This is a genomic window from Myxococcus sp. CA040A, from assembly GCF_013336725.1.
Classification (GTDB): domain Bacteria; phylum Myxococcota; class Myxococcia; order Myxococcales; family Myxococcaceae; genus Myxococcus; species Myxococcus llanfairpwllgwyngyllgogerychwyrndrobwllllantysiliogogogochensis.
On sequence record NZ_JABUMR010000059.1, the window covers coordinates 1 to 402 of the forward strand.

Annotated in this window: 1 protein-coding gene; it reads left to right on the plus strand. The window is 74.1% G+C overall.

What is annotated here, in order from left to right:
* A partial coding sequence (locus tag HUA75_RS46085; RefSeq protein ID WP_371746351.1) for a glycerophosphodiester phosphodiesterase occupies positions 1–402 on the plus strand: 402 nt, incomplete at both ends.

A 402-nucleotide genomic window follows, 5' to 3' on the forward strand; every position in this document is an offset into this window, starting at 1 on the left:
GGTGCGCACCACGCCCTGGTGGAAGCTCTCCCGCGCGGACGTGGGCACGCCCCTGGGCTTCGCCCCCGCGCGCATCCCGCTGCTGGAGGAGGTGCTGGACGCGCTGCCGGAGCACTTCCTGGTCAACATCGAGCTGAAGTGCGACCGCTTCGACGACGGCGGCCTGGCGGCGGGCGTGGCGCGGCTGTTGCGCGAGCGCGACCTGGCGGGCCGGGTGGTGGTGTCCAGCTTCAACCCGCTGTGCCTCTTCCGGCTGGCGGCGGTGGCGCCCACGCTGCGCCGGGGCTTCCTCATCGACCCGGACAAGCCCTGGGCCCTGCAGGCGTACGCGCTGAGCCCGCTGGTGTCCTCGCACTCGGTGCACCCCTTCCACGAGGCGTGCACACCGGAGCGCGTGGCGGC